The sequence below is a fragment of the Nonomuraea sp. NPDC052129 genome, from assembly GCF_040680095.1.
Lineage (GTDB): Bacteria > Actinomycetota > Actinomycetes > Streptosporangiales > Streptosporangiaceae > Nonomuraea.
Map to the genome: position 1 here is coordinate 1 of NZ_JBFAVX010000001.1, position 22,828 is coordinate 22,828.

Here is a 22,828-nt window from a genome sequence, read left to right on the forward strand (position 1 = left end):
GTGTGCCCGACCGGCGCACGGTGCCCGCCCCACCGCCCACCAGCGGTGGACAGCGTCCGGCGGGCCATGCACCCAAGCCGGGACGGCACCAGCCGCACCGGACAGGGCATGTCAGGAATTCTCACCATCGGACCGGCTTCCACCACGCCAAAGCCACCCCCGTGCTCATGCACACCGAGCGCGGGAACGGCCCAGGCCAGGCCACGCCCGTCCGAGTTGCCTGATTCCTTCAGGGAACCACAGAGAATTCAAGACGCTGTGGGGAGTTCGGCGAACAGGACCGGCTGGGTCGTGGGCTGCTTGGAGCCGCCCGCCGGTTCGATGGTGAGGCCGATGCGCTCGTCCCCCTTGGCCGCCCCCGCCAGCATGGGCGTGGTGACGCCGTCGGGGCGCCGGTCCAGGAGTCCCGCCGAGCGGATGCCGTCCGGGCCCATCAGCCACAGCTCGTACACCCTCGACCGGGGCAGTTCGGGCAGGCCCGACGACGTGAACACCATCCGGCCCCGCGCGCGCGACACCACGACGGTGCCGCTGCCGCCCGCGGTGACCGGCAGCCGTACGGTCCGGACATCGGGCGCGGCCAGAACCGCCGCGACCTCGCCGTCCCTGGCCTGGAGGTCGCCCAGGTCGCGGCGGGCGTCGAACACCACGACGCCGAGCGCGACGGCCGCCGCCGTGGACACGGCCGCCAGCCCCGCCACCACCCGCCCTCGCCCCCGCCCCCGCCGACGCCGCAGCGGCACGGCGTCGCTCCCGGTCACCGCCTGACCGGCTGAGGACGGCTTCGGCAACCAGACCGTCGCGTCGCCCGAGGACGGCCCTGCCGCCCAGACGATCACGTCACCCGGGGACGGCCCCGTCTCCCATACGGTCACATCTCCCGGCGAGTCCACGGGAGCCTGGGGCGTGCGGGCGACGGCCGTGAGGACGCGGGTGCGCAGGGCGGCGGGGGGTGGCTCGGCGACCGCGAGGGCGAGCAGGACGGCCGTCTCGCGCAGCCGCCGTACCTCCGTCCGGCACGACGGGCATTGCGCCATATGCGTTTCGAACAGCACCCCGTCGCTGTCCGGCAACGCGTGCACGGCGTAGGCGCCGGAAAGGGTGTGGAGCTCATCGCTCATGTCGCACTCCACGTCGGTCGGGGTCACGTCATTACTTCGCTAGTACTTCGGCGTTTCGGACGTGCCGGATGGCACCGGGCAAGTGCATTTCTCCATAGACAGAGTTAAACTCAATACGTGATGAATTCCTGTGTGATCGCGGGCGGCGGCCCGGCGGGCGCCATGCTCGCCCTGCTGCTGGCCAGAGCGGGTGTCGAGGTGACCCTGCTGGAGAAGCACGCCGACTTCCTCCGTGACTTCCGCGGCGACACGATCCACCCGTCCACGCTTCAGGTGCTGGACGAGCTCGGGCTGGCCGCGGAGTTCCTGAAGATCCCCCACCGCAAGACGTACGCGTTCACCCTGCTGACCGACGACGGGCCGATCCAGCTGGCCAGCCTTCGCGGGCTGCCTGGCAAGTACGACTACATCGCCTTCGTCCCGCAATGGGACTTCCTGAAGCTCGTCACGTCGGCCGCTGAGAAGTACCCGACGTTCCGGCTGCTCATGAACGCCGAGGCGTACGGGCTGATCCGCGAGGACGGCGCGGCCCGCGGCCTGCGCTACCGCGACAAGTCGGGCGAGCACGAGATCAGGGCGGAGCTGACCGTGGCCGCGGACGGCCGCGGTTCGACGCTGCGCGCGGCGGCCGGGCTGGTGCCGCAGGAGTTCGGCGCGCCGATGGACGTCCTGTGGTTCCGGCTGCCGCGCGTCGAGAGCGACCCTGAGCAGACGTTCCTGCGGATCTCCACCGGCCACGCGATCGTGGGCATCAACAGGGAGACCTACTGGCAGCTGGCCTACCTCATCCCCAAGGGCGGCTATGACCGGCTGGCCGGACAGGGCATCGACGCCTTCCGTGAGCCGGTGGCGCGGCTGCTGCCGTACCTGGAGGGGCGCGTCGGGCAGATCGCGAGCTTCGACGACGTCAGCATGCTCACGGTGGTGCTCAACCGGCTCCGCCGCTGGTACCGGCCCGGTTTCCTGGCCATCGGCGACGCCGCGCACGCGATGTCACCGGTGTTCGGCGTCGGCATCAACCTGGCGGTGCAGGACGCGGTCGCCACGGCCAACCTGCTGGCCGAGCCGCTGCGGACGGGCCGGCCCATCCCGGAGGCCATGTTGCGCCGGCTGGAGCGCCGCCGCATGCTGCCCACCAGGATCACCCAGGCCGCGCAGCGCGTGGCTCAGGACCGGCTGCTCGGCCCGACGATCGACAGCCAGGTGGGACCGCCGCGCATTCCGGCGAAGCTGCCGCAGAATCCCCTGGTCAGCGGGGTGTTTCGGCGCTTCCTCGGGCTGGGGGTGCGCCCCGAGCACGTACAGACACCCGAACTCTGACCCGTCCCGCGGGGCCGCTTTCTCACAACGTGGACATCGGGGTCGGTGACGCCGAGCCGGTAGCATACCCTCGTATGTCGTGAGCGCACTGAGCAATCCCGAGGAACTCGATTCCTGGCGAGCCCTGCCGGCGGCCCAGCAGCCTGACTGGCCCGACCGCAGCGAGCTCGAGAAGGTCGTCGCCGAGCTCGGCGGCCTGCCCCCACTCGTCTTCGCCGGCGAGTGCGACCAGCTCAAGGAGCAACTGGCCGCCGTCGCCCGAGGCGAGGCGTTCGTATTGCAAGGCGGCGACTGCGCCGAGACGTTCGCGGGAGCGACCGCCGACAACGTGCGCAACAAGCTCAAGACGCTGCTGCAGATGGCCATCGTGCTGACCTACGCCGCCAAGGTGCCGGTGGTCAAGATCGGCCGCGTGGCCGGGCAGTTCGCCAAGCCGCGTTCCAAGGGCACCGAGACGCGTGACGGCCTGGAGCTGCCCGCCTACCGGGGCGACATGGTCAACGGCTTCGCCTTCACCCCCGAGTCCCGCACGCCCGACCCGTGGCGGCTGCTGAAGGCCTACCACTCCTCGGCCGTGACGCTCAACCTGGCCCGCGCCTTCACCAAGGGCGGCTACGCCGACCTGCGCCAGGTGCACGCCTGGAACCAGGACTTCGTGGGCGAGTCCCCCGCCGGTCGCCGCTACGAGCAACTGGCCAGGGAGATCGACCAGGCGCTCGCGTTCATGCGCGCCTGCGGGGCCGACCCGGAGGAGTTCCACACCGTCGAGTTCTACTCCTCGCACGAGGCGCTGATCCTCGACTACGACCGGGCGCTCACGCGTATCGACTCGCGGACCGGCCGCCCGTACGACGTGTCGGCGCACATGGTCTGGATCGGCGAGCGCACCCGCCAGCTCGACGGCGCGCACGTCGACTTCTTCTCCCGCATCCGTAACCCCATCGGCGTCAAGCTCGGCCCGACCACCACGCCCTCCGAGGCACTGGCGCTGGTCGAGAAGCTCAATCCCGAGAACGAGCCGGGGCGGCTCACGTTCATCACCCGGATGGGCGCCTCCAAGATCCGCGAGCACCTGCCCGCGCTGGTCAAGGAGGTCACCGCGGCGGGCGCGCAGGTCGCGTGGATCTGCGACCCGATGCACGGCAACACGTGGGAGGCGCCGAGCGGCCACAAGACGCGCCGGCTCGACGACGTGCTCGACGAGGTGACGGGCTTCTTCGAGGTGCACCGCTCGCTCGGCACGCATCCCGGCGGCATCCACATCGAGTTCACGGGCGACGACGTGACGGAGTGCGTGGGCGGCGGCCACGAGATCGTCGAGGACGACCTCTCGCGCCGCTACGAGACGGCCTGCGACCCGCGTCTCAACCGCGGCCAGTCGCTCGACCTCGCCTTCCGGGTGGCGGAGCTCTACCGCTCCAGCTGAGTACGTGAACGGCAGCCCCGGGTCGGGCCGGGGCTGCCAGAGGATTCTTCGGTCACGCCTGTCCGCGATCTTCTATGATCGGCCTGACAAAGGTGAGAATTCCTCAACTATTGGGAGAAATCGTGGACAGCGCCCCCGATGGCGTGGACCCGAGCGTGCCCAACATCGCCCGGATGTACGACTACTTCCTGGACGGCAAGGACAACTTCGCCTCCGACCGGGAAGCGGCCGAGCAGATCTTGAAGCTGTTCCCCGACACGAGGGACTCCGCGAGGGCCAACCGCGACTTCCTCCGCCGGGCCGTACGCCATCTGGTCGACTCCGGCGTCGACCAGATCGTGGACCTCGGCGCCGGTCTGCCCACCCAGGGCAACACGCACGAGATCGCGCCCGAGGCGCGCGTCGTCTACGTTGACTACGACCCCGTGGTGTGCGCGCACGGGCGGGCTCTGCTGTCCAGGGGCACGAACGTGGAGTTCGTCCAGGCCGACATCAGGGACACGGACCCGCTGCTGGAAACTCTGGCAGAGACGATCGACTTCGACCGCCCGGTGGCGTTCCTGATGCTGGCCGTGCTGCACTTCCTGCCGGACGAGGCCGCGTACGGCATCGTCGGCAGGCTGCGCGACGCGGGGCCCGCGGGCAGCCGGCTGGTCATCAGCCACGCCGTGGACGCCGCGCCCGACTCCACCCCGCAGGCGCTGGAGATCTACAAGCAGGCGACGGCCGCGCTCAACCTCCGGACACCCGAGCAGATCGCCGCCTTCTTCGAGGGCTACGAACTGGCCGAACCCGGCCTGGTCTTCCCCCAGGACTGGCGCCCCGACCCCGGCGATTCCCTGCTGGGCGCCAAGGCCGTCACCAACGTCGGCTACGCCGGAGTCGGCCGCAAATCATAGGCGCCGCCCTGTGGAACGAGAAAAGCCCCGCTGGTATGGCGGGGCTTCGTGGTGCGGCGGTCAGTTCTGGTCGGCCTTCTTGAGCTCCTCGTTGAGCTCGGTCCTGATCGCGTCCATGTCGAGCGCGCGAACCTGGCTGATCAGGTCTTCGAGCGCGGGCGCCGGGATCGCACCGGGCTGCGCGTAGACCACGATCCCGTCGCGGATCGCCATGAGCGTCGGGATCGAGCTGATGTCGAAGCCCTGCGCCAGGGCCTGCTCCGCATCGGTGTCGATCTTGCCGAAGGTGATGTCCTCATGCTTGTCGGACGCCTTCTCGAAGATCGGCCCGAACATCTTGCACGGGCCACACCACTCGGCCCAGAAGTCGAGCAGGACGATCCCCTTGTCGGCGATGTCGTTGAAGTTCGTCTCGGTTACCTCGATGGTCGCCACAAGTGGCTCCTCGTATCGTCGCGTGAAGTCTGTATGTCATCTCAGGGTGCCAACCTGTCAACCACGTACCCGCCACCAGCATTCCATGCTCCCGCCACCGGGCCTCACATATCGGGCGCCGGGATTTCCGGCGTGGGCGTGATGGCGTCAGAGGAGGCCCGCGCCGTCCAGTTGGGTGTGGAAAGCCTTCTTGCCGGGGTGGGCGGCGCGGAGCCGGGCGACGTAAGAGGCGAACTCGGTCTGATCGCCGGTGCGCTCGAACAGGGTTCGCAGCGTGAAAAGGTACTGGATCGCCTCCTGGTAGCCGGGTCTGCTGGCCCGGCTGACGCAGGATTCGGCCAGTTCCCGGTAGATCGGGATGGCGTCCTGGGGATGGGTCTGGGCGCGGGCGTTGACCACGCGCATGCGCAGGTCAGAGGCGAGTCCGTACGTCTGGAGGACCTCCCAGGCGCCCGCCACGTCCTCGTTGATCAGCAGTACCTCGGCCAGTGTGGGGGCCATGGCGGGCGACGAGCGGAGGTGCGCGATGGCCTTGGCCTGCCACGGGGCCGCGTCCGGGCCGGCCTGGCGGGTCAAGTTCTGATAGGTGTGCGTGGACGGTGAGAGGGTGAAGAGCTGCCAGCGGGTCTCGAGCGCCTGCTCGGTCCGTCCGGCGTGCTGATGGCAGTCGAGAGCGAGGGTGAGGAGCTGCTGATCGCGGCCGTAGCGGCCGATCCCCTGGGCGATCCAGGCCAGGGCTTCGTCGTGACGCTCCTCGCCGATCAGGAGACGAGCGATCTTCGCGATGTCGCCGCTGCCGGCGGCCCGCTGGGCGAGCATGGCGATCACGGCGTCGGTGCCGCCCTCGGCGCGGGCGAGCGACTCGCGCAGCGCGGCCACCTTGTAGTCGCGGATCCGGTCGGCGAAGGTGCCGTTCAGCAGCTCGTGGCAGCGGCGCAGGCCCAGATCGCCCAGTGCGGGAGCGTAGCCGGGCAGCGAGGTCTCGAAGGTGCACCAGTTGCTGATCAGCACCTTGCCCATCAGCCACTCCGCCAGCTTCACCGGGTCAGGCGAGCCGGCCAGGCAGGCGTCCCGATGCATGCCCTGGACGCGCTCGAGATCCTCGACGAGCTGGCCGCCATAGACCTCCCCGGTGTCCAGCACCTCCTCGATGAGGTCGATCGCGCGGACGGTCAGCTCGCGTGCGGTGTCCGGTGACGGCTCGATCAGGTCGTCGATCTCGTCGAGGATCTCCTCCAGGTCCTCGAGATCGGGATACCACTCGCCCTCGTGCCAGGCGTCGCAGACATCCGCGGCCTCGGCCAGCAGGTCCGCCATGACCGATTCCAGGTCGGCGAGGAGGTCGGTCGACTCCTCGCCGATGATGGTCTCCGCGAGCTCGGTCCGCAGCCGATCGGCGAGCTCGGGGTCCGTCGCGGCCAGAGTGGCGAGGCGGCGGGCCAGCCAGTCGGAGTCCTGGGTACGCAGCAGCGCGTACAGGTCGGGCGCGGGCCGCACATCGCCCATCCGGACCCAGGTCACCGCCGCGGCGGCCGCGTGGGCGCACAACTCGGGATCCAGGCACTCGCAGACCGCGCGCATCCCGCTCGCGGTGAAGGTGACCGTCACCGAACGCCCGCTCACCAGCGCGGCGACCGACGTCCCCTTCTCGGTCAACCCCGCGACCATGCCGTCGGCGACCAGCGCCAGAGCCTCGGCGAACACCAGCTCGCTGACCTGGCTCCGTACGGCTTCCTCGTCAACCTGGATGAGCGCCATGATGTCGATTATCCCGCAATGATCAACTGTGCTCGCCCCGGGGCGGGGAGCACCCGATGTCCACGTCACGGGCGGCCCGTACGGAACGCGGGCCGCCCGTGACGAAAGGATCAGCGGCCCGGCAGGGTGAGGCCGATGACGAGCGGGTCGTGGTCGGTGGACCGGAAGGCGTCCGGCTTGTACAGGGACGCCGGGTTGTACTCGGTGTTGTAATCGAGAATGCGTGGTTCGTCCGAGTTGATGTGCCAGATCGTCGCGCTGGTGACCCGCTTGAGCAGTTGCCGGCCGACCAGCGCGTGGTCGAGCTCTCCGGCCAGGCCGTCGAACAGGTAGCTGTAGCGCTGCCGCGCCGGCACGAACCTCTTCGTCAGGCTGGTCAGCCCGCCCGCCTCCAGCGTGTGGATCGGGTCCTCCTCGCCGTAGGCGTTGAGGTCGCCGAGCACCAACGGGTTCGGCAGGTCCTTCACCAAGCCGAGCAGCGCCTGCGCCTGCTTGACGCGGGTGGCGTTCCAGCAGCTCTGCCCGTCGCCCTGGTCGGCGTCGGGGCCGTCGGCCGGGCAGCTGCCCTTGGACTTGAGGTGGTTGACGACCATCGTGAACGGCTGGCCGCCCGCGGTCCTGCGGAACGTCTGGATCAGCGGCGGCCGGCTGAACACCGCGTCCTGCGACGCCTGGGGAGCGCCGACGGGCGTGAGCTTGGCCGGCTTGTAGATCACCGCGACCTGGATGGCGTCCGTGCCGGGGTACGGGTGCTGGAGCGCCGCGTACGTACCCGCGCCGACCTCGGCGTTGACGGCGTCCACGAGGGCCTGGAGCGCCGTCTGACCGTTGTTCTCGACCTCCATGAGGCCCACGGCGTCGGCGTTGAGCCCCTTCAGCGCCGCCACCAGCTTGGCGAGCTGCCGCTGCTGCTCCACGGCGTTGGAGGCGCCGCGCGAGCCGAGGGTGGTGAACCAGTTCAGCGTGTTGAACGAGGCCACCTTGACGTTGCCGATGACCGGGAAGGGCCGGGGCGTCCGGGGGTTGGTGTTGTGGTAGTTGATCGGCTTGGTGGGTTGCAGGCGGTAGGTGCCGAACCCGTAGCCGAGCACGCCGGTGATGCCCGCGGCCAGGTCGCCGGTACGCACGATGGGCGGCAGGGTGGCCGGGTTCTCCCTGCTGGAGCCGTCGTCGATGAGCAGCGAGCGCCGCTTGTTCAGCGCCGCGTCCACGCCGGACCGGTCCGTCGGCTGGAACAGCCGGCCGCCGGAGGAGACGGTGACCTCGCCGTAACGGCCCAGGTTGTAGTGCTCGCTGACGGTCAGCGGCTGCGGGAAGGTGAGCAGCATGTTCTCGACGGACTCCCGCCCGTCGTCCGGCAGCTTGTACGGCTGAGCCACCACCGAGCCGGTGCCGCAGACGTCCACCGCGGTGACCGGTGACAGCTCCGTCCAGCCGTTGTACTCCGTCACCTTGCCCGTCACGAGCACCCGGTCGCCCGCCGCGACGTCCTTGAAGGTGTCGCGGGCGTAGGCGAACAGCCCTTCGGAGGTCTTCGGGTCGGCGTCCGGCTTCGGGTCCTGCAGGAAGAAACCGCTCAGCTGGTCGCCGCGCTGGAAGTCGCCGGTGACGATGCCTTCGACGGTGACGGTCTGCCCGGCCAGGGGGCTGGCGTCACCGCTCCCCTGCACCTCCGAGATGCGCCGGCTCGGCGGCGTGTCGCACGCGGTGGCCGGTGCGGCGAGCGCCGGTGTGCCGGGGAGGGCGGCCGCCACGACGAACGCGACGAGAAAAGTTCTGGATAAAACACGCATGACCAGCACTTTAGAGGGAATTGCGGTCACAGATTTCCACCAAAAAGTGGCTAGAACATTAAATCATCGAACCTTGACACTGCCCGCTTGCGGGTATGAGCACTGCATGGACTGGGTCACCTGCGCCTATTCGGCAGCCTGCTCGGGAATCGCCCACCAGCCGTACGACCGTTGCCTGGCACATCTGCAACCGGACGAAGTAGCCGAGACCCTCGACGAGATGGCTCCCGGCCGCCTGCTCGACCTGCGCGGTACGCCGATCAACGGCGCGCTGCTCAGCAGGATCATCGAGGTCACAGGCGGCCGACCAGGACGGGCCCGGCTGGACCGGGTCACGTTCACCGGCGACGTACGGTTGTCCGGCGTGACCTTCGCCGGCGACGTGTCGCTCGACGGCGCCAGGTTCGAGCGGCTGGCCTCGTTCTTCGGCGCCCGGTTCGAGGGCAACGTCTCGCTGGCCGGGGCCGGGTTCGCCCGCGAGTTGTCCTTCCACGGCGTCCGAGTGCGCGGCCACGTGTCGCTGGACCGGGCGGTGATGTCGCGTGACGCGCTGTTCAGCCAGGCCGTGTTCAGTCACGGGCTGTCGTGCGAGCGGGCCAGGTTCGACGGCTACGCCACCTTCGACGGGGCCTCGCTGGGCGACGGCGCGAGCTTCCGCGGCGCCAGGTTCGGCCGTACGTTGTCCTTCCGCAAGGTCAGCGGCCCCGCCTGGTTCGACACCGCGCACTTCGCGGCCGACGCCTACCTGTCGGTCACCGGGCGGCTGTCCGCCTCGCGGGCCCGCGCCGACGGCACGCTCGACGTAGCCGTCGCCGCCGGCCGCGCGAACCTGCGGCGGATGGAGGTCACCGGCGCGACGACGATCCGGCTCGCCGACTCCGATGCCGACCTGGAGGGGTCGGTGCTGCGCGGGCCCGCGATGGTGACCGGGCGCGGCGGGTCCGCGCTGACCTCGCTGCGGCACGTCGACGCGGCCGACCTGGCGCTGTTCGGCCTCGACCTGTCGGGCTGCCGGTTCGCCGGGCTGGCCCGCCCAGCCGCGGTCCGGGTCAAGAACTGCACCTTCGCGCTGACCCCGCGGGGGGTGCGGGTGAGCCTGCACTGGCCGATGCTGCGCTGGTTCTCCCGACGCAGCGCGCTGGCCGACGAGCACACGATGCGCGGCTGGGCTCCCCCCGTCCCCGCTCCGGACAAGAGCCCGGCTCACCGGCCGGCCGCGTACGGCGCTCCGACGGCGCAGGACCCGCCCGCCGGACCCGACCGGCTGGCCGCCCTCTACTCCGGGTTGCGCGCCCAGGTCGACGACGTGGGCACCTCGGCCGACTTCGCGTTCGCGGCGATGGAGATGCGCCGCCAGGCGGGCCGCCGGTGGTGGCTGTCCCTTTCGTGGCTTCTATGGGGGTACGGCATGCGGATGGGCCGGGCCGCGGGCTGGCTCGCCCTGCTGATGGCGATCACCGTGGCCGCCCTGTTCTGGACCTCGACCTCACACGCCGAACGCGGCGCCGAACAACCCGCGCCCGCCGTCCACCCATAGTGGCCGCCCACCCATGGACGCCGTCCGCCCATGAATGGACCACCGGAAATGCTGATCGCCTGGGAACATCAACTGCTCCATGGCATCTCCTTGTCAAGGAGAGCGCGGAAGCTGCGTGGGGGCCGACCGGTGATGTGCTGGACGGCGTCGGTGACGCGGTCCTCGGCCCCCTCGGCGATGGCACGGTCCATGCCGGCCAGTATCGCGGCGAATTCCAGCGGCATCAGCGCGGCGAGGCGATCGCGCATTTGCTCGTAGGGCAGATGGCGGTGGACCACGGGCCGACCGGTGACCTCGGTGATGCTCGTGGCGATGTCGTCGTAGCTCAGCGCCTCCGGCCCGGTGAGGACGAGGTCGGTGTTGGGGGCGTGTTCGTCGGTCAGGGCGTGGACGGCGACGGCCGCGATGTCCTCGGCGTCGACGAAGCCGACACGGCCGGTGCCGGTGGCGGTCCAGATGGTGCCGTCTTCACGGATGCTGAGGGCGTGGATGTGCGTGCCGGTGAAGTTCTGCATGAACCAGGAGGGCCGTAGCACCGCCCACTGTTCGAACAGGGCGGGCATGGCCTGGTGCACCATGCCCACCGCCGGGCCGCCCTCGGGTACGGCCGATGAGCTGAGGAGGACCGCGCGGTGTACGCCGGCAGTGCGGGCCTGCCGGAGGAACGGCAACATGACCGAGGCAGGGTCGGGGTTGCCCAGGGGCGGTATGAGGTAGACGCGGTCAACTCCGTCGAGGACCGCGACGTGGGTACCGGGGTCGTACCAGTCGAAGGGGACCGGCTCCGCGCCGGGGACCGGGGTGGCGTGACGGCTGGCTGCCTTGACACGGTGGCCGGCGGCTGTCAGCCGTGCGGCGGTGCGGCTTCCGGTTGTGCCCGTGGCGCCGATGACCAAAGTGGTGTCGGTGGCGCTCATTGGGTGCTTTCAGCGAAGCCGGCGCCTGGTTCGAGGGTGACGAGGGGGTTCCAGTAGTCGCGGTAGGAGGTGATGCGCCCGTCCTGAACAGTCACAACGGCAATGTAAGTCATGTCGAAGGGGTTGTCGGTCTTCACCATGCGCCCGACGCCGCGCATCTCGACCACGATGGTCTCCGGGTCGGTGGTCTGGTGGATGCGCAGGTCGGGGAAGTCATGCAGGTCGATGTGGTCGGGGTAGTGGCGCATGTAGGCGGCGATGGCCTCCTTGCCATCCAAACGCCCGGGCCAGCCCTGGGGGGCGAAGGGGAACTCCATGATGCCGTCATCGGCCCACAGGCCGACCCAGGCGGGAATGTTCTTGTCCAGCAGAAGTCGCAGGCTGTGGCGGTACAGATCCGCCGGAGCAGGGTGTTCGGACATGGGTACTCTCCATTTCGCTATAATTCGGACCCTAGGTCCGCTTTGAACGTACCGGACCTAGGGTCCGCTTCGCAAATGGAGGAACCGCGTGCCCGAGCGCAGACCTCGCAAGGACGCCGCCCGTAACCGGGCGGCCGTCCTCGCGGCCGCCGACGCCCTCTTCGCCAGCTGCGAGAGCCCCGAGGACGTCACCATGGCCGACATCGCGGCAGCGGCCGGTGTCGGCAAAGGAACGCTCTTTCGTGCCTTCGGTGACCGCACCGGGCTGATCCGCGCACTGTATGAGGCACGGCTCGAGCCCATCAGGAACGCGGTCGAAGCAGGTCCGGCGCCCCTGGGGCCCGCCACCCCGCTGCTTCGGCGCATACCCGCCCTGCTCGACGCCGTCCTGTGCTTCAAACTCGACAACCGCCGTCTCGCGCTGGCCCTGGAGGGATCCGGGAGCGACAGCCCTTACCAGGCAGAGCATTACGAGCGATGGCACAGCCTGCTCCAAGCCATGCTGGAGCAGATTCCCGGTCTGGCCGACAGCGGCTTCACCGCCCATGTACTTCTCGCTGCCACCCGAGCCGACCTCGTCGAACACCTGGCCGGTCAAGAGCGCGTGCCGCGCGAACGAATGCGGGCGCAGCTGGCGAGCTTCACCACCAGAGTCGTGAACTCTCGCCAGGGGTCGACCGCCGAGAAGTGAATCAAGGACCGAGGCGGCCGCTCAGCGGGTGGTGTTCGTCGATCGCCCTGCCGAGATCAGGTAGGCCAGACAGCGCTTCAGATGACAAGCCGACCGTCTCACAACTCGTCGAGGACCTTGCCGATGGCGGCGAAGTGCATGGAGCGCCAGCCGCCGCCCATGATCTTGCGGGCCATCTGCTGCATGGCGTCGTCGGGGTCGAAGCCCTCGTGGTCGAGGAAGAGCCTGGTGCCCGTGCCCTCGGGCTCCAGCCGCCAGGTGACGGTCCAGTCGGCGTGCTTGCGATCGCTCCAGCTGATCTTCAGCAGCTTCTCCGGCTCCAGTTCCAGCACCTCGCAGTAGACGATGCCCTCGAAGCCGGTCTGCTTCACCGGCGTGGTGGTGAAGGTGAACCGGTGCCCCACCTGCGGGCTGAAGTCGTTGGGCATCAGCCAGCGGGCCACCAGTTCGGGCTCGGTCAGCGCCCGCCACACCTTCGCGGGCGCATGCCCGAGGAACTGGTCCAGCCGGATCGAGCGCAGGTCGTCAGACATCGCCGTCTTCCCTTTCATGGTCTTCCATCTCGTCGAGCAGGTCGCTCAGGCCGGAGAGCTTCTCTCTCCAGAAGCGTTCGTACGGCGTGAGCCACTCACGGATCTCCATGAGCGGCGCCGCCTCCAGCCGGTAGAGCCGTTCTCTCCCCCGGCGCGTCTCGGCCACCAGCCCGGCATCCCTGAGCACCTTGAGATGCTCCGAGACGCTGGGACGGCTCATGTCGAAGCGTTCGGCCAGCCGCCCGGCCGGTTGGCTGCCCTCATCGAGCAGCAGCCGCAGCAACTCCCGCCGGGCCGGGCTGGCCAGCGCGGTGAACACGTGGTCGGCGGTCATGCCTGGCTGACCACGAACCCGTTGCCGTCGGGGTCCTGGAACAGCAACTGCCTGCCCCACGGTTCGTCCGTCGGGCCTTCGCAGGCCGTACCGTGCTCGCGCAGGCGCCCGGCCAGCGCGTCGAGGTCGTCGGAGGCGACCACCAGGCCGCCGATGGGGGCCATGTCCGGGAACCAGGAGGCGAGCAGCAGCGTGGTCTCGGCCCCCTTCGGGGCGACCGTGAGCCAGCGGCCCATCGGGAACGGGTTGTCGGTGCGGGTCTCGAAGCCCAGGACACCGCTGTAGAAGGCGAGCGCCCGCTGCTGGTCCGCTACTGGCATGGTCACGGTCGTGATGCTGGAGATTGGCATGTGGGCCACTATATGTAGGAATTTCCCTACGCATCAAGTTATCGGGGAGATCCCTGATTACGTACCGGGTTCCGCCTTCATAAGATGGGGGCATGCGGATCGACGACTACGTGGCCGAGCTGGGCAGGTCTCTGGCCGGGCCGCCGGGGCCCAAGCGCGACCTGGTCGTCGAGGCGCGTGACAGCCTGGCCGACACCGCCGACGCGCTGGAGGCCGAGGGCCTGACCCGGGCCGAGGCCGAGCGGCTGGCGGTGCGGCAGTTCGGCGCGATCGCCGAGATCGCGCCCGGCTACCAGCGGGAGCTGACCGGCGCGGCCGGCCGGATGCTGGGCACGCTGCTGCTCATCAGCGTGCCGATCACCGTGGTGATGTGGTCGGCGATCTGGCGCTTCTACCCTTATCCCCCTGCCGCTCTGGCCTCCTGGGCTGCCCGGCCCGCCTGGTACAACGCCGCCTCGCGAGGGCTCGACATCCTGCAGTTGGCCACGGGCCTGTACGGCGGGCTGTCGCTGCTCGCGCTGAGCCGGGGCGCCCGGTGGCACCTTCGACCGCAGCTGGTGACCAAGTGGCTGGGGATCGTCGTCTGGGTGATGCTGCCGGTGAACGGGCTGCTGATCCTGCTACTCCTCTATGGGGCCGATATACAGGGCATCAACACCTACCTGCCCGCCATCCTCGCCAATTTCCTATCGGCGATCTTCTGGGGCCTGCAGCTCTACGGCGCGACGCGCTGCCTGCGCCTCACCCGGGCCGTCTGCGCCTCACCCGGACTGCCTGATCCCCGGCCGTAGCACTCCGCCGATCACACTGGCGAACTCCGCCCAGGCCGACCTCTCCCCTTCCAGCTGCTTCCTGCCGGAATCGGTCAGGCGGTAGGTGCGCCGCTTGCGCCCGCCGACCGTGGCCCACTCGCTGGCCAGATAGCCGATCCGCTCCAGCCTGCGCAGCGCCGGGTAGACGGTGCCGGTCGGCACGTTGAGCGCTCCCCCGCTGCGCGCCTGCAGGGCCTCGATGATGGCGTAGCCGTGCAGTGGCTCACCCTCCAGCACGGAGAGCAGCAGGGCGTCCATGTGGCCGCGCAGCGCGTCGGGGTTCATGGCTCCGATCCTAGATAACCGTTCGTTGAGTAGCCAGTCTACATGTAGGCCGTCTATATGTAGACTGCCTATAGGTAGGCAGGCACAACGAAGGGGGTTTGGCGCATGGAAGCGCTGGAACTGGCCCGGTTGCAGTTCGCGATGACAGGGAGCCTGCACTTCCTGTTCGTCGTGCTCACGCTGGGGCTCGCGCCGCTGGTGGCGATCATGCATACGCGCTGGGCACTGGCGGGCAAGCCGCTGCACGAGCGGCTGACCAGGTTCTGGGGCCAGATATATGTCATCAACTACGCCTTGGGCATCGTCACCGGACTCGTGATGGAGTTCCAGTTCGGGCTCTCATGGAGCGGGCTGACGCACTACGCGGGCGACGTCTTCGGCGCTCCGCTGGCCATGGAGACGCTGGTGGCGTTCTTCCTGGAGTCGACGTTCCTCGGCCTGTGGATCTTCGGCTGGGGACGACTGCCGAAATGGGCGCACCTGGCCTGCATCTGGCTCGTGACGCTCACGGCGTACGGCAGCGCCTTCTTCATCATGGCGGCCAACTCCTTCCTGCAGAACCCCGCCGGAGCCGTCGTCAGGGGCGATCGGATGGAGCTGGTCGACATCGGCGCGCTGTTCACCAACAAGACGCTGATCTTCTCCTTCCCGCACGTGATCGGGGCCGGGCTGTTCACCGGGGCGATGGTGCTGGTCGGGGCGAGCGCCTACCAGCTGCGCCGCCGTACGTCCGAGGTGGAGTTCTTCACCAAGTCGCTGCGCACGGGCGTGACCACGGCCGCCATCGGCATCTTCCTGACCGTCGGCTTCGGTTACGCCCAGTTCGCCGGCATCCAGGAGGGCAAATTCGAGGGCGACACGGGGGCGGTGCCGCTCGGGATCATGATCGAGGTCGGGCAGCTCCTCGCGCTCGTCGTGCTGTTCCTGATGCTGCCGCTGATCCGCGTCCTGCCGCGCTGGCGGTGGACGCATCCGCTGCTCATGCTGATGACGCCGCTGCCGTTCGTCCTGTCCATCATGGGCTGGCTGGCCAGGGAGATCGGGCGGCAGCCGTGGATGATCTGGCAGAAGCTCACCGTCGCCGACGCCATGACGCCCGGCCTCACCCCGCCGATGATCACCGGCTCACTGATCGCCTTCGTGGCCGTGCTGGTACTGCTGGCGATCATCGACTACGTCCTCATCGCCAGGGTGATCAGGCGCGGGCCGCGCGAGCTCGACCTCGGCGCCGTCTCCGAGCCCGCCCTGACCTACTAGGAGTCGTGACATGGAACTGATGTGGTTCGCCTGCTTCACGCTGCTGCTGGCCGGATACTTCGCGCTGGAGGGCTTCGACCTGGGGGTCGGGCTCCTGCTGCCGATCCTCGGCAAGTCGGCCGACAGCAAGGATCGCATGGTGGCGGCCATGGCCCCGTTCGTGCTGGCGAACGAGGTGTGGCTGGTGGCGGTCGCCGGGACACTGTTCGGCGTCTATCCGGCGCTCGAGGGCGAGGTCCTGTTCGGGCTGTATCCGCTGGTGGTGGCCATGCTGCTGTCCTGGATCCTGCGGGACGCCGGGCTGTGGTTCCGCCGCCGGATCGGGGGCACGGCCTGGCGGGGCTTCTGGGACCTGATGATCGCGCTCGGCTCGCTGGGGCTCTCGTTCGGCTGGGGGGTGGCTCTGTACGCGGCCGCCACCGGGTTCGGCTCGTCCCTGCTGAACCCGGTGGGGTTGATGCTGGGTGTGGTGATGACGCTGCTCCTGGCCTTCCACGGCTGGACGTTCCTGGCCTGGCGCTCCCCCGGCCTGGCCGGTGTCACCCGCTCGGGGCGCGCGCTGGCCGTGTCCGGGGCGGTGGCCGCGATCCCCGCCCTCGGGGTGCTCCTGGGCAGCATGCCGTACCTGCTGGACCACACCGCGCCGGCCGAGACGCTGAATGTGCTGAGTGTCATGGCGCTGCCGTTCGCGCCGATCGTCCTCATCGCGCAAGGATGGGTGTGGCGCACTTTCCGTCCCGGCAAGGACGCCGTCCGGATCCCGTCGTTCTTTTGAGGGCTCGTGCACAAAGATCTCCTGCGGCTCATGCGGGCCGAGCAGTCGGTGCGGCGCCACCTGACCGTCACCTTCGCGGCGGCGATGGCGGCCGGGCTGCTCGTGCTCGTACAGGCGGAGCTGCTGGCAGGGGTCCTGTCCGGCCGGTTCACGACCGTGGCGCTGGCGGGCCTGGCCGCCGTGGTGGGCGTCCGCGCGCTGCTGGGGTGGACGCAGGGCATCTTCGCCGGCCGTACGGCGGCAGGCGTCAAGTCCGCGCTCCGGCACCGGCTGCTGGCCAGGCTGCAGGAGCTGGGACCGGCCAGGCTCGCCGGTCACCGCTCGGGTGAGCTGGTCACGCTGACGGGACGCGGCCTCGACCGGCTCGACGCCTACCTGACCGGCTATCTGCCCTCGATCGCCGTCGCGGCGGTGGTGCCGCTGGCGGTGCTCGTCCGGCTGTTCGCCGCCGACCTGGCGAGCGCGGTGATCGTACTGGTCACGCTGCCGCTGATCCCGCTCTTCGGGGCGCTCGTGGGGATGACCACCAAGGCCGTCACGGAGCAGCAGTTCCGCGCGCTGTCGCGGCTCGGCGGGCACTTCCTCGACGTCGTACGCGGCCTGCCCACGCTGCGCGCCTTCGGCCGGGCCCGCTACCAGGCGACGGTCATCCAGCAGGTGGCCGAAGCGCACCGGGCCACCACCATGCGTACGTTGCGGGTGGCGTTCCTGTCGTCGCTGGTGCTGGAGCTGTGCGCGTCGCTGTCGCTGGCCCTGGTGGCGGTGCCGATCGGGCTGCGACTGCTGGGCGGATCGCTGGACCTGACGACGGCGCTGCTGGTGCTGCTGCTGGCCCCGGAGGCGTACCTGCCGCTGCGGGCCATGGGCACCCGCTTCCACGCCTCCATGGAAGGGGTGGCGGCGGCGGACGCGGCCTTCGCCGTACTGGACGCCGAGCCCACGGCTGCCGACGCGGCCACGCCCCGGAAGCGGCTGCCGCAGGGTGCCGCGGCCCCGTCGATCCGGCTGGAGGACGTCACCGTCCGCTACCCCGGCCGCGACGACCCGGCGCTTGAACACGTCTCGCTCACCATCGAGCCCGGCGAACGCGTGGCCCTGGTCGGCGCGAGCGGCGGCGGCAAGAGCACACTTCTGCACCTCATCCTGGGCTTCGTCCAGCCGTCCGAAGGCAGGGTCCTCGTCGACGGCACCGACCTGCGCGATCTCGATCTGGACGCCTGGCGCGACAGGCTGGCCTTCGTCCCGCAGCGCCCGCACCTGTTCGCCACCTCGGTCGCCGGCAACATCCGCCTCGGCGCCCCGTCCGCCTCCCTGGAGCAGGTACGGCAGGCCGCCGCGGCCGCCTACGCCGACGACTTCATCCAGGCGCTCCCCGACGGCTACGACACGGCGGTGGGCGAACGGGGCGCGAACCTGTCCGCCGGCCAGCGGCAGCGCGTGGCCCTGGCGCGGGCCTTCTGCCGCCCGGACACCTCGGTCCTGCTGCTGGACGAGCCCACCGCCCGGCTCGACGGCCGCAGCGAGGCGGCCGTGGTGACGGCCACCGCCGACCTGGCCCGGGACCGCACGGCGATCATCGTGGCGCACCGGCCGGCCATGATCGACCTCGCCGACCGGGTCGTCCGCATCCACGAGGGCCGGGTGATCGCCGACCACTCCGTCAGTACGGCTGTTAAAGGAGAGCTATGAACCGGCGCATGGGCCTGCGGCTCACCTGGGCGGTGCTGGCCGGAGCGGCGGCCGAGCTGGCCGGGCTGGGCCTGATCGCGGCGGCGGCGTGGCTGATCACGCGGGCTGCCGAGCAGCCGGAGCTGGCCGCGTTGAGCATCGCCATCGTGGCCGCCAGGGCGTTCGCCACCAGCAAGGGCGTCTTCCGCTACGCCGAGCGGCTCACCGGCCACGACGTCGCCCTGCGCGCCCAGGCCGGCACCCGCGAACGCCTCTACCAGGCCCTCATCCCCCCGCAGCGGCCCCGGCACGGCGGCGCCGACCTGCTCAGCAGGATGGTGGACGACACGGAGGCCGTCCAGGACCTCCTGGTACGCTGCCTGCTCCCCGCCACGGCCGCCGCGCTCGCGGGCCTGGCCGCCGTGGTCATCGGCCTCACCTTGCTCCCCGTCGCGGCCCTGGTTCTGCTGGCGGGGCTGGCCGTGGCGGGCGTCCTGCTGCCCGCCGCCACGGCCGCCGCCGCGCGCCGCTGGTCGGCCAGGATCTCCCCCGCCAGAGCCGCCCTCGCCGAACGGGTGGCCGACCTGGTCCACGGCTCCGCCGACCTGGCCGCGTACGGCGCCGGTGACCGCGCACTCACCCAGGCCCGCGCCGCCGACGAGGCCCTGGCCGGGCTGGAGCGCCGCCAAGCCCGCGTCCACGCCACCGCCCTGGGGGCCGGCACGCTGGTGCAGGGCCTTACGGTGGCGGCGATCGTGCTGCTCGCCCAGGCCGCGGGGACCGACCGGGTAGCCATGGCGGTGCTCGCCCTGACCGCGCTGGTCTCCTTTGAGCCGGTGCTCCCGCTGGCGGCGGCGGGCGAACGCCTGGCGGGCATCCTGGCCGCGCTCAGACGCCTGCGCGAGGTGAGCGCCACCCCGCCCGCCGTCACCGAGCCGGACACCGCGGCCACTCCCCCGCCGTCCACTCCCGCACCATCCACTCCCCCGATGTCCACTCCCTCGATGTCCACTCCCTCGATGTCCACTCCCTCGATGTCCACTCCCTCGATGTCCACTCCCTCGATGTCCACTCCCTCGATGGCCGCTCCCCCGCCGTCGACTGCGGCACCATCCGCTCAACCGCCGTCGGCTCCCACACTGTCCGCTCAACCGCCATCCCCGCTCCCGCGGTCGCCGCTGACGGTCGAGATCGACGACCTGGTCGTACGGCACGCGCCGGAGCAGCGGGCGGCCGTCGACGGGGTGTCGCTGAGCCTGACCCCCGGCAAGCGGGTGGCTCTGGTGGGGCCGAGCGGGGCCGGGAAGAGCACCCTGCTGGCCGCGCTGATGCGCCTGGTCGAGCCCGAGTCCGGCGCCATCCGGGTCAATGACATGGACATCCGGGGGCTGGCCTCGGACGACGTACGGGCCATGATGACGGGGCTCACCCAGGACCCCTACATCTTCCAGACCACCCTGCGCGCCAACCTGCGGCTCGCCGGTCCCGAGGCCGGTGACGAGGAGCTGCGCCAGGCCGTACGAGACGCTCGTCTGGAGGAGTGGGTCGAGCGGGCCGGGTGGGAGGCCGAGCTGGGAGAGGACGGCCGGACCGTGTCCGGCGGGCAGTTGCAGCGGCTGGCCCTGGCCAGGGCGCTGCTGTACGACCCGCCGGTGCTGCTGCTCGACGAGCCGGCCGAGGCGCTGGACGAGGAGACCGCCGACGCGCTCATGGCCGACCTGCTCGACGTGACGCACGACCGCACCACCTTGCTGGTCACCCACCGGCTCAGGGGCCTGGAGCAGGTGGACGAGATCGTCGTGCTGGAGGACGGGCGCGTGGTTCAGCGCGGCCACCACGACGATCTCGTCACCAAGCCGGGCTACTATCGCGACCTTTGGGAGTCGGAAGTCCTGACCAGACGGTGATCGCCGGGCGTCAGCGCACTTCGACCTCGACGATGCGGGTGTAGTCGTTGGCGCCGTTCGAGGCCAGCGCGACGATGCGGACGGCGTCCGCCGTGACCGGCGCGAAGTCCGAGCGGGCGTTGCCGGCGGTGTTGCCTCGCACCTGGGCGACCGTCTGCCACTGACCCGCCGCCTGGACCTGGACGTCCCAGTCGCGCAGCCCGAAGGTCGAGGCCGGGTACCGTTCGGTGCTCAGCGTGTACAGGTCCACTCGGGAGACCTGCTTGGCGCCGCCCAGCGCGATGGCCACGGTGTCCGGCCAGGCCCTGGCGGTGGCGTCGTTCCAGCCGTTGCCTCCGGCCCAGCCGTTGGAGCCGTTGTCGCCGTCGGCGATGCTGCAGGGCGGGTAGTTGGCGTTCACGTGCTGGGAGGAGGCGGTGACCTGTCGCCGGAGCGCGAGGTTGCCGCCGTTGTCGAGCTTGTCCGGGGTCACCACCTCGACGGGTACGGCCAGTGTGCGGTCCCCGGTGCGCAGGCGCAGGCCGTACTGGCCCTCTGGGGTGGCCGGCGGGACGGCGACCAGCAGTTTCGCGCCGAGTTCGTAGCCGGGCGGCAGGTAGCTGGACAGGATCGAGCGAGAGGCGCTGAGCGGCTGGTCGATCTCCACCTGCATGTCGGAGTAGGCGGCCTTCTTGGCGTCGCTGCGCATGCCGATCTCGATCTTGGCCGGGCAGGCGGGGTCCACGCCGAGCGGCGCGATGAGCTTGTCGGCGCCCGCGATGGGGGTCAGTTTGCCGGTGCCCTTGGACTTGCCCGGTCTGACATTGATCGAGGTGACGGAGGCGGGCTGCTGCTCAGGAGGCTGGGCGGCGGGTGAGGGATCCTGCTGCGGAGCGGCCGCGTTCGCGCCCGGCCCGGTCAGGACCGTGACGGCGGCGACGGCCAGCGCGGCGGTGAGGTGTCGCATGATCATTCCCTTCCGGGGTCAGAGGGCCTGGAGGCCGGGGGTGCCGTCGAGGGTCACGAGGCTGGCCCTGGTGGAGACGGGCGCGCCTGGCTTGTCGACGTACGGGACGACCTTGAAGTCGGCCCGCCACTGGCTCCGGGTGACCTCGCAGGAGACGTAACCGCGCTGGTAGCTGGAGAACCTGAGGTGCGGGTTGGTCGGGTCGCTGCCCCCGGCCGGCAGGCCGGTGGTGGCGCTGCCGTTGCCGCCGCTGCTGACCGAGGTGCCGACGAACTCCACGCCGACCGTGCGCGAGGCGGGGTCGTCGAAGTTCGCCTTGAGCTCGCCGGCCAGGTTGTAGTGGATGTCGCCGGTCAGCACCACGGGGTTGCTGACCTCGCGGTCGATCATGCCGTTGATGACGCGGTCCTTGGCGGCCTTGTAGCCGTCCCAGAGGTCCATGCTGAGCTTCTGGGCGGGTCCGGGGTCGTAGTCGAGCTGGATCATCGCGATCTGCTGGGCCAGCACGTTCCACTTGGCGCGGGACCTGTCCAGGCCGTCGAGCAGCCACTTCTCCTGCTCGGCGCCGAGCATCTGCCGGGCCGGGTCGAGCCGGTCGGCGCAGTCGATCTGCTGGCCGTCGCCGCAGACCTGGTCGTCGCGGTACTGCCGGGTGTCCAGCACGTTGAACTCGGCGAGGTCGCCGAAGGTGAACCGGCGGTAGATCCGGGCGTCCGGGCCCTGCACGGCGGGCACCCTGATGGGCATGTTCTCCCAGTAGGCCCGGAAGGCGTTGGCGCGGATCACCAGGTAGTCCTGCTCGGTCACCTCGCCGCCGGGGCCGTACTTGCCCGCCCAGTTGTCCAGCACCTCGTGGTCGTCCCAGGTGACGATCCACGGGGCGCGGTGGTGCGCGGCCTGGAGATCGGGGTCGCTCTTGTAGAGGCCGTACTGGATGCGGAAGCGGTCGAGGGTGTCGCACTGCACCCGGTACTGCTCGGGCACCGGGGTGTTGCGCAGGCCGCCGGTGGGCACGATGCCGTACTCGTAGATGTAATCGCCGAGGTGGAAGACCACATCGGGCTCCTCCTCCGCGAGGTGGCGGTAGGCGCTGTAGTAGCCGTCCTGCCACAGGGCGCACGAGGCGAAGGCCAGCTTCAGGGCGTCGGGCCTGCTCCTGGCCGCCGGGGCGGTCTTGGTCCGGCCGACCGGGCTGATCTGGCCGCCGGTGCGGAAGCGGTAGAAGTACTCGCGGCCGGGCCGCAGTCCGGTGGCGTCCACGTGGACCGAGTGACCGTACTCGGGCGTGGCCCACGCGGAGCCGTGCCCGGCGCGGCGGGTGAACGCCTCGTCCTCCGCGATCTCCCAGTCGACCTGGATCCTGCCGTACGGCATGCCGCCGAGCGGCTCCAACGGGCTGACGGCCAGGCGCGTCCAGAGGATCACCCGATCGGGCAGCGGATCTCCGGAGGCGACACCTAACTGGAAGGGGTAGTCGGCCCGGGCGGTGGCCTGGGCCGTCCAGGGGTCGGCGAGGTTGGTGGTGAAGGCCAGGGCAAGGGCGGAGCCGCCGATCCCGAGGAAGGATCGGCGTGAGGGACGATGCATGGGCTTCCTAAGAACTGGGGGGTCGAAAGCCCTCACTTTTTAGCAAGCAGCCAAG

At 70.2% G+C, this 22,828-nt stretch carries 22 protein-coding genes; 10 read left to right on the forward strand and 12 right to left on the reverse strand.

The window, feature by feature from the left end; genetic code table 11:
* Window positions 1-248: 248 nt before the first annotated feature.
* Window positions 249-1,121 carry an anti-sigma factor gene (locus AB0L53_RS00005; RefSeq protein WP_363988036.1) on the reverse strand — a complete coding sequence of 291 codons (873 nt, stop codon included), beginning with the start codon at window positions 1,119-1,121 and terminating at the stop codon, window positions 249-251.
* 120 nt (window positions 1,122-1,241) lie between these two features.
* Here AB0L53_RS00005 and AB0L53_RS00010 point away from each other — a divergent pair, with 120 nt between their 5' ends.
* The 3 genes from AB0L53_RS00010 to AB0L53_RS00020 all read left to right on the forward strand — a co-directional run bounded on the left by AB0L53_RS00010 (window position 1,242) and on the right by AB0L53_RS00020 (window position 4,766).
* On the forward strand, window positions 1,242-2,441 hold the full coding sequence (locus AB0L53_RS00010) for an FAD-dependent oxidoreductase (RefSeq protein WP_363990295.1): 1,200 nt from the start codon (window positions 1,242-1,244) through the stop codon (window positions 2,439-2,441).
* 79 nt (window positions 2,442-2,520) lie between these two features.
* Window positions 2,521-3,867, forward strand: a complete 1,347-nt coding sequence (locus AB0L53_RS00015; protein WP_357952553.1) for a class II 3-deoxy-7-phosphoheptulonate synthase — start codon at window positions 2,521-2,523, stop codon at window positions 3,865-3,867.
* Between the two features lie 122 nt (window positions 3,868-3,989).
* A complete protein-coding gene (locus tag AB0L53_RS00020) occupies window positions 3,990-4,766 on the forward strand; it encodes an SAM-dependent methyltransferase (protein WP_363988039.1) in 777 nt (258 codons plus the stop codon).
* Between the two features lie 60 nt (window positions 4,767-4,826).
* Here AB0L53_RS00020 and trxA read toward each other — a convergent pair whose 3' ends face one another.
* The 3 genes from trxA to AB0L53_RS00035 form a co-directional block, all read right to left on the reverse strand.
* Window positions 4,827-5,201 (reverse strand): thioredoxin, encoded by a 375-nt coding sequence (gene trxA / locus AB0L53_RS00025; RefSeq protein ID WP_225295049.1) that lies wholly within the window; start codon window positions 5,199-5,201, stop codon window positions 4,827-4,829.
* A gap of 147 nt (window positions 5,202-5,348) precedes the next feature.
* A complete protein-coding gene (locus AB0L53_RS00030) occupies window positions 5,349-6,959 on the reverse strand; it encodes a DUF6880 family protein (protein ID WP_363988043.1) in 1,611 nt (536 codons plus the stop codon).
* Between the two features lie 110 nt (window positions 6,960-7,069).
* Window positions 7,070-8,752, reverse strand: a complete 1,683-nt coding sequence (locus tag AB0L53_RS00035; RefSeq protein ID WP_363988045.1) for an ExeM/NucH family extracellular endonuclease — start codon at window positions 8,750-8,752, stop codon at window positions 7,070-7,072.
* 106 nt (window positions 8,753-8,858) lie between these two features.
* On the opposite strand from AB0L53_RS00035, the gene AB0L53_RS00040 reads away from it, so the two are divergent.
* Entirely contained in the window at window positions 8,859-10,289 is a 1,431-nt protein-coding gene (locus tag AB0L53_RS00040) for a pentapeptide repeat-containing protein (RefSeq protein WP_363988047.1), read from the forward strand.
* A gap of 68 nt (window positions 10,290-10,357) precedes the next feature.
* Here the strand turns inward: AB0L53_RS00040 and AB0L53_RS00045 are convergent, their stop codons facing one another.
* Both AB0L53_RS00045 and AB0L53_RS00050 read right to left on the reverse strand, forming a co-directional pair.
* A complete protein-coding gene (locus AB0L53_RS00045) occupies window positions 10,358-11,206 on the reverse strand; it encodes an NAD(P)H-binding protein (RefSeq protein ID WP_363988050.1) in 849 nt (282 codons plus the stop codon).
* Window positions 11,203-11,628 (reverse strand): nuclear transport factor 2 family protein, encoded by a 426-nt coding sequence (locus AB0L53_RS00050; protein ID WP_363988053.1) that lies wholly within the window; start codon window positions 11,626-11,628, stop codon window positions 11,203-11,205. Before AB0L53_RS00050 ends, AB0L53_RS00045 begins: the two co-directional genes overlap by 4 nt.
* 88 nt (window positions 11,629-11,716) lie before the next feature.
* Between AB0L53_RS00050 and AB0L53_RS00055 the strand changes: the two genes are divergently transcribed.
* The gene (locus AB0L53_RS00055) at window positions 11,717-12,319 is read left to right on the forward strand and encodes a TetR/AcrR family transcriptional regulator (protein ID WP_363988056.1); all 603 of its coding nucleotides are present in this window, start codon (window positions 11,717-11,719) and stop codon (window positions 12,317-12,319) included.
* A 98-nt stretch (window positions 12,320-12,417) separates the two neighbouring features.
* On the opposite strand, the gene AB0L53_RS00060 is transcribed toward AB0L53_RS00055, so the two are convergent.
* The 3 genes from AB0L53_RS00060 to AB0L53_RS00070 are packed head-to-tail and all read right to left on the reverse strand — an operon-like array spanning window position 12,418 to window position 13,536.
* Complete coding sequence (locus tag AB0L53_RS00060) at window positions 12,418-12,852, reverse strand: SRPBCC domain-containing protein (RefSeq protein ID WP_363988058.1); 435 nt, start codon at window positions 12,850-12,852, stop codon at window positions 12,418-12,420.
* On the reverse strand, window positions 12,845-13,186 hold the full coding sequence (locus AB0L53_RS00065) for a metalloregulator ArsR/SmtB family transcription factor (RefSeq protein WP_357952546.1): 342 nt from the start codon (window positions 13,184-13,186) through the stop codon (window positions 12,845-12,847). Before AB0L53_RS00065 ends, AB0L53_RS00060 begins: the two co-directional genes overlap by 8 nt.
* The gene (locus tag AB0L53_RS00070) at window positions 13,183-13,536 is read right to left on the reverse strand and encodes a VOC family protein (protein ID WP_363988062.1); all 354 of its coding nucleotides are present in this window, start codon (window positions 13,534-13,536) and stop codon (window positions 13,183-13,185) included. Before AB0L53_RS00070 ends, AB0L53_RS00065 begins: the two co-directional genes overlap by 4 nt.
* 92 nt (window positions 13,537-13,628) lie before the next feature.
* On the opposite strand from AB0L53_RS00070, the gene AB0L53_RS00075 reads away from it, so the two are divergent.
* Complete coding sequence (locus AB0L53_RS00075; protein WP_363988065.1) at window positions 13,629-14,327, forward strand: permease prefix domain 1-containing protein; 699 nt, start codon at window positions 13,629-13,631, stop codon at window positions 14,325-14,327.
* Here the strand turns inward: AB0L53_RS00075 and AB0L53_RS00080 are convergent.
* Entirely contained in the window at window positions 14,298-14,633 is a 336-nt protein-coding gene (locus AB0L53_RS00080) for a helix-turn-helix transcriptional regulator (protein ID WP_357646300.1), read from the reverse strand. The two genes, AB0L53_RS00075 and AB0L53_RS00080, sit on opposite strands and share 30 nt — an antisense overlap.
* A gap of 105 nt (window positions 14,634-14,738) precedes the next feature.
* Between AB0L53_RS00080 and AB0L53_RS00085 the strand changes: the two genes are divergently transcribed.
* From AB0L53_RS00085 to AB0L53_RS00100, 4 genes are read left to right on the forward strand one after another with little or no spacing between them, the layout of a single operon-like run.
* The gene (locus AB0L53_RS00085; protein WP_363988067.1) at window positions 14,739-15,890 is read left to right on the forward strand and encodes a cytochrome ubiquinol oxidase subunit I; all 1,152 of its coding nucleotides are present in this window, start codon (window positions 14,739-14,741) and stop codon (window positions 15,888-15,890) included.
* Window positions 15,891-15,900: 10 nt separating this feature from the next.
* Entirely contained in the window at window positions 15,901-16,665 is a 765-nt protein-coding gene (locus AB0L53_RS00090; RefSeq protein WP_363988069.1) for a cytochrome d ubiquinol oxidase subunit II, read from the forward strand.
* Between the two features lie 6 nt (window positions 16,666-16,671).
* Complete coding sequence (gene cydD / locus AB0L53_RS00095) at window positions 16,672-18,354, forward strand: thiol reductant ABC exporter subunit CydD (RefSeq protein ID WP_363988072.1); 1,683 nt, start codon at window positions 16,672-16,674, stop codon at window positions 18,352-18,354.
* Complete coding sequence (locus AB0L53_RS00100) at window positions 18,351-20,240, forward strand: ATP-binding cassette domain-containing protein (protein WP_363988074.1); 1,890 nt, start codon at window positions 18,351-18,353, stop codon at window positions 20,238-20,240. The genes cydD and AB0L53_RS00100 overlap by 4 nt, the downstream gene beginning before the upstream one ends.
* A gap of 10 nt (window positions 20,241-20,250) precedes the next feature.
* On the opposite strand, the gene AB0L53_RS00105 is transcribed toward AB0L53_RS00100, so the two are convergent.
* Together AB0L53_RS00105 and AB0L53_RS00110 are read right to left on the reverse strand one after the other, a co-directional pair.
* The gene (locus AB0L53_RS00105; protein WP_363988077.1) at window positions 20,251-21,186 is read right to left on the reverse strand and encodes a discoidin domain-containing protein; all 936 of its coding nucleotides are present in this window, start codon (window positions 21,184-21,186) and stop codon (window positions 20,251-20,253) included.
* Window positions 21,187-21,204: 18 nt separating this feature from the next.
* The gene (locus AB0L53_RS00110) at window positions 21,205-22,773 is read right to left on the reverse strand and encodes an alkaline phosphatase D family protein (protein ID WP_363988080.1); all 1,569 of its coding nucleotides are present in this window, start codon (window positions 22,771-22,773) and stop codon (window positions 21,205-21,207) included.
* Between the last annotated feature and the right edge of the window lie 55 nt (window positions 22,774-22,828).

Coding starts and splice junctions, on each gene's coding strand:
- AB0L53_RS00030 (WP_363988043.1), bottom strand. CDS start 6,959: ATGGCGCTCATCCAGGTTGACGAGGAAGCCGTACGGAGCCAGGTCAGC.
- AB0L53_RS00045 (WP_363988050.1), bottom strand. CDS start 11,206: ATGAGCGCCACCGACACCACTTTGGTCATCGGCGCCACGGGCACAACC.
- AB0L53_RS00100 (WP_363988074.1), top strand. CDS start 18,351: ATGAACCGGCGCATGGGCCTGCGGCTCACCTGGGCGGTGCTGGCCGGA.
- AB0L53_RS00080 (WP_357646300.1), bottom strand. CDS start 14,633: ATGAACCCCGACGCGCTGCGCGGCCACATGGACGCCCTGCTGCTCTCC.
- AB0L53_RS00110 (WP_363988080.1), bottom strand. CDS start 22,773: ATGCATCGTCCCTCACGCCGATCCTTCCTCGGGATCGGCGGCTCCGCC.
- AB0L53_RS00090 (WP_363988069.1), top strand. CDS start 15,901: ATGGAACTGATGTGGTTCGCCTGCTTCACGCTGCTGCTGGCCGGATAC.
- AB0L53_RS00105 (WP_363988077.1), bottom strand. CDS start 21,186: ATGCGACACCTCACCGCCGCGCTGGCCGTCGCCGCCGTCACGGTCCTG.
- AB0L53_RS00040 (WP_363988047.1), top strand. CDS start 8,859: ATGGACTGGGTCACCTGCGCCTATTCGGCAGCCTGCTCGGGAATCGCC.
- AB0L53_RS00010 (WP_363990295.1), top strand. CDS start 1,242: ATGAATTCCTGTGTGATCGCGGGCGGCGGCCCGGCGGGCGCCATGCTC.
- AB0L53_RS00035 (WP_363988045.1), bottom strand. CDS start 8,752: ATGCGTGTTTTATCCAGAACTTTTCTCGTCGCGTTCGTCGTGGCGGCC.
- AB0L53_RS00065 (WP_357952546.1), bottom strand. CDS start 13,186: ATGACCGCCGACCACGTGTTCACCGCGCTGGCCAGCCCGGCCCGGCGG.
- AB0L53_RS00050 (WP_363988053.1), bottom strand. CDS start 11,628: ATGTCCGAACACCCTGCTCCGGCGGATCTGTACCGCCACAGCCTGCGA.
- AB0L53_RS00070 (WP_363988062.1), bottom strand. CDS start 13,536: ATGCCAATCTCCAGCATCACGACCGTGACCATGCCAGTAGCGGACCAG.
- AB0L53_RS00075 (WP_363988065.1), top strand. CDS start 13,629: ATGCGGATCGACGACTACGTGGCCGAGCTGGGCAGGTCTCTGGCCGGG.
- AB0L53_RS00005 (WP_363988036.1), bottom strand. CDS start 1,121: ATGAGCGATGAGCTCCACACCCTTTCCGGCGCCTACGCCGTGCACGCG.
- AB0L53_RS00085 (WP_363988067.1), top strand. CDS start 14,739: ATGGAAGCGCTGGAACTGGCCCGGTTGCAGTTCGCGATGACAGGGAGC.
- AB0L53_RS00060 (WP_363988058.1), bottom strand. CDS start 12,852: ATGTCTGACGACCTGCGCTCGATCCGGCTGGACCAGTTCCTCGGGCAT.